Origin of the sequence: Mycolicibacter nonchromogenicus, assembly GCF_002101775.1 — a bacterium.
In the GTDB taxonomy this organism is placed as follows: domain Bacteria; phylum Actinomycetota; class Actinomycetes; order Mycobacteriales; family Mycobacteriaceae; genus Mycobacterium; species Mycobacterium nonchromogenicum.
Map to the genome: position 1 here is coordinate 1 of NZ_LQPI01000008.1, position 3465 is coordinate 3465.

Below are 3465 nucleotides of genomic sequence, written 5' to 3' on the forward strand. Positions count from 1 at the left end.
CTCACGGTCAGAAGGTGCAGTCGGCCGGCCACAACATGGCCAACACCGACGCGTCGGTCGGATCCAGCTGGGCCTGAGCGCCCCGCAATTTCGCAGCGCGGCAGCACACCCAATCCATGGGTGTGCTGTCGCGCGCTGCGATGAGCGGGTGGTGCCGAGCGGTTATGCCGTCCCGCGTGATCCAATAGCCACGTACATCGACCAACCCGGCAGAGGAGGGTAGTGATGGACCCAAGCACTCGCACCGACATCACCGTCAACGTAGAGGGATTCTGGCTGCTTCAGGCACTCCTGGACATCCGCCATGTCGCTCCCGAGTTGCGGTGCCGTCCTTACGTATCCACCGACTCAAACGACTGGCTGTGGGAACACCCCGGCATAGCGGTGATGCGCGAACAGGGCATCGTCGTCGACGACAAGGTGAACGAGGCCGTCGCGGCGCGCATGCGGGTGCTCGCCGCGCCCGACCTCGAGGTGATCGCACTGCTGTCACTGGGCAAGCTGCGTTACGGCGTCCTCGACGAAGAAGACCAGGAGCCGGGCACCCGCGACATCCCCGACAACGAGTTCCGGGTGCTGCTGGCGCGCAGCGGTGAGCACTGGGTGTCAGCGGTACGCGTGGGCACCGACATCACCGTCGACGATGTCGCGGTGACCGACCCCGCCTCGATCGCCGCGCTGGTGATCGACGGCATGGAGTCCATCCACCACGCCGACCCGGCTCAGATCACCGCGGTCAACGTGCCGATGGAGGAGATGCTGGAGGCCACCCAGAGCTGGCAGGACTCGGGCTTCAACATCTTCACCGGGGGAGACCTCCGCCGGATGGGCATCAGTGCCGCCACCGTCGCGGCGCTGGGGCAGGCGCTTTCGGAGCCGGCGGCCGAAGCCGCGGTGTACGCGCGGCAGTACCGCGACGACGCCAAGGGGCCCAGCGCTTCGGTGCTGTCGCTCAAAGACGGGTCAGGCGGCCGGATCGCCCTGTACCAGCAGGCGCGTACCGCCGGTTCGGGCGAAGCATGGCTGGCGATCTGCCCGGCGACTCCGCAGCTGGTTCAGGTGGGGGTCAAGACCGTCCTGGACACGCTGCCCTACGGCGCCTGGAAAACGCATCGGAGGGTTTAGCGGCCGGCCGGCAAAGCCTACGGCTGAATGTCAAGTGCCGCAGTGGAAATCGGCGGCTAAACGCGATCGTGCGAATTGCATGAACTGCCTTTAGAATTGGATTGACTTTAGAAATGACAAATTACGAGGCGGCACCAATGGGTTCTACACGTTCTCTGGGTTCAGAGTTCGTCGGTCGGGTGATGCAATCATGACCGCGGCGATCGAGTCGGGACAGTCGGGCGGCGATCTCGCGCCGTCGGGCCCCCGGGGAGTAGTGGTCGGGGTCATGGCGGGCGACGGCGTCCAGATCGGGACGCTGCTCGACGCCGACGCGCCACTCTCGGTGATGCTGGACCCGTTGCTGACGGTGATCAACGGCCGGCTGCAGGAGCTGGACGAACCTGCGCTGCAGCCCCAGGGCCGTGGCCGTTGGGTGCTGAGCCTCGTCGATGGCACAGTGCTGCGACCGAACCAGTCGCTGACCGAACAGGGCGTCTACGACGGCGACCGGCTGTGGCTGCGGTTCCTCGAAGACCAGGAGCGGCGCTCGCCGGTCATCGAGCACATCTCCACCGCGGTGTCGGTCAACCTGGCGAAGCGATTCGCCCCGGTCACCGCTGCGACGGCGGTCCACGTCGGGGTGTCGATCCTGGCGCTGGGTGTGCTGCTGGCCACCGGGCTGCTCGCGGCCTGGCGCGTCCAGCACGACAGCTGGCTGACCGCGGGCTTCAGCGCCGGCCTGGCCTTCATGGTGTTGATCGCCGCCGCACTGGTCCTGATGCAGGCCCGCAAAGCCTCCGACCGGCTCGTCGGTGATGTGCTGCTGGCCACCGGGCTCGTTCCGCTGGTGGTGGCGGCCGCGGCAGCCGTGCCCGGCGAGGTGGGCGCCGCGCATGCGGCGCTGGGCTTCGGCGTCGCCGGTATCGGGGCGCTGGCCGTCATCCGGCTCACCGGGCGGCAGCTGGCCGCCTACGCGGCCGTTGCCGTCATCAGCGTGGCTGTGATGTTCGGCGGGGTCTTGCGGATGCTGTTCCTGACCGGCGCCGTGACCCTGCTGACCTGCACTTACCTGGCCTGCGTGCTGGCTTACCAGTGGGCCCCATCGCTGTCGCGCTGGCTGGCCGGCCTGCGGCTGCCGGTCTTCCCGTCGGCCACCAGCCGCTGGGTGTTCGAAGCCCGTCCCGACCTGCCGACCACGGTGGTCAAGACTCCCGGTGAGCCGCCGTCCCTGGAGGGGCCGGAGTCGATCCGCGAGGTGGTGCTGCGGGCGGAGCGGGCGCGCTCGTTCCTGACCGGCATCCTCACCGGGCTCGGTGTGCTGGTGGCGGTGTGCATGACCGGGTTGTGCGACCCCCACTCCGACCGGTCCTGGCTGCCGTTGCTGCTGGCCGGTCTGACCGCCGGATTCCTGGTGCTGCGGGGGCGTTCGTTCCGGGACCGCGTGCAGGCAGTCACGGTGACGCTGACCGGCCTGGTGATCATCGCAGCCGTGGCGGTGCGCTTCGCAGTGGTGCTGTGGACGCCTACCGCCCTGGTGGTGAGCGTGGCCGTGCTGGTGCTGGTGCCGATGTTCGGAATGTTGTCTGCGGTCATCGTGCCGAACACCGTCTACAGCCCGCTGTTCCGCAAGTTCGTCGAGTGGATCGAATACCTGTGCTTGATGCCGTTGTTCCCGCTGGCGCTGTGGTTGATGAATACCTATGAAGCGATCCGGTACCGGTAGGGGGGTGCGTCGGCTGCAGCGCACCGCGGCCACCTGCGCCGTGATGATCATGATGACCGGCGGCTCGCTGGCCGGCATGCCGGCCAGCGGCGCAATCGAGCCGCCCGGCATCGACCCCGCTGCGCTGCCGCCGGACGGCACTCCCGGGCCGCCGCAGGCCATGCGGCAGACCGCCTACTGCACAGAGGTCGGGGTGCTTCCCGACACCGACTTCCGGGTGCAGCCGGCCTACATGGACATGCTCAACCTGGAAGAGGCCTGGAAGTTCGGTCGCGGGGAGGGCGTCACCGTCGCGGTCATCGACACCGGTGTGACCCCGCACCCGCGGCTGCCCAACCTGATCCCGGGCGGTGACTACGTGATGGCCGGCGGTGACGGGCTGTCGGACTGCGATGCGCACGGAACCCTGGTGGCCTCGCTGATCGCCGCGATGCCGGACAACGGAACCCCGTTGCCGCCGCCCCGCCAGACCCGGCGTCCTCCGTCGGTTCCCACCAACGAACCGACGCCGACCCCGTCGCCGGCGACGACGATCCTGGTGGTTCCGCCGCCTGAAATACTGCAGCAGACCCCCGCGGAAGGGGAGGAGCCGGCTCCTGACCTGGGCCCGTTCGGGCCTGCGCCCGCCCCCACTT

3 protein-coding genes are annotated in these 3465 nt (G+C 68.5%); all 3 read left to right on the top strand.

Annotated elements, in window-relative coordinates; genetic code table 11:
• The first annotated feature begins 225 nt into the window (after positions 1 to 225).
• Positions 226 to 1125, top strand: a complete 900-nt coding sequence (locus AWC18_RS00255; protein WP_064996202.1) for an ESX secretion-associated protein EspG — start codon at positions 226 to 228, stop codon at positions 1123 to 1125.
• A gap of 190 nt (positions 1126 to 1315) precedes the next feature.
• A complete protein-coding gene (eccD, locus tag AWC18_RS00260; RefSeq protein ID WP_085136947.1) occupies positions 1316 to 2830 on the top strand; it encodes a type VII secretion integral membrane protein EccD in 1515 nt (504 codons plus the stop codon).
• The coding region (locus AWC18_RS00265) for a S8 family serine peptidase (RefSeq protein ID WP_420093290.1) at positions 2808 to 3465 on the top strand (658 nt) is incomplete at its 3' end. The genes eccD and AWC18_RS00265, both read left to right, overlap by 23 nt.